The following is a 455-nucleotide window of genomic DNA, read 5'->3' on the forward strand; positions in this document are numbered from 1 at the left end:
CTACCCGGGTACGCTGATCTACGCCGGCAAGTACACCGCCGAACGCGCCGAGCAGGCACTGGCTGAAGGCTGGGCTGACCTGATCGGCTTCGGCCGGCCGTTCATCGCCAACCCGGACCTGCCGGAGCGACTGCGTACCGGTGCGGCGCTGAATCCGCCGGATCGTGCGACATTCTTTGGCGGTGGCGCGGCGAGCTTCACCGATTATCCGACGCTGGAAGAGAGCGTCGCGGCCTGATCCTGGACGCTGCCGGCCAGCGGCCGGCATTCCGATGTCGTATCGCCGATGGGTGGGTGCCGACCGTTGGTCGGCACTACCGGCATGGATCAGGGCTTGTCGCGCACCAGCGCGTCAGCCTCTATCACCCCGCCATCCTTTCCATGCAGGTACAGGTGCATGTCCTGCTGCGGATACGGGATGTTGATGCCGGCCTTGTCATAGCCCAGCTTCAGCT

1 protein-coding gene is annotated in these 455 nt (G+C 65.5%); it reads left to right on the plus strand.

Annotation, left to right across the window (positions count from 1 at the left end; genetic code table 11):
- Positions 1–238, plus strand: a 238-nt coding sequence (locus tag FGG79_RS21390; protein ID WP_481747297.1) for an oxidoreductase, incomplete at its 5' end; no start/stop codon positions are given.
- Positions 239–455: the final 217 nt, after the last annotated feature.

It is taken from the genome of Bacillus sp. BHET2, assembly GCF_005938125.1.
In the GTDB taxonomy this organism is placed as follows: domain Bacteria; phylum Bacillota; class Bacilli; order Bacillales; family Bacillaceae_B; genus Rossellomorea.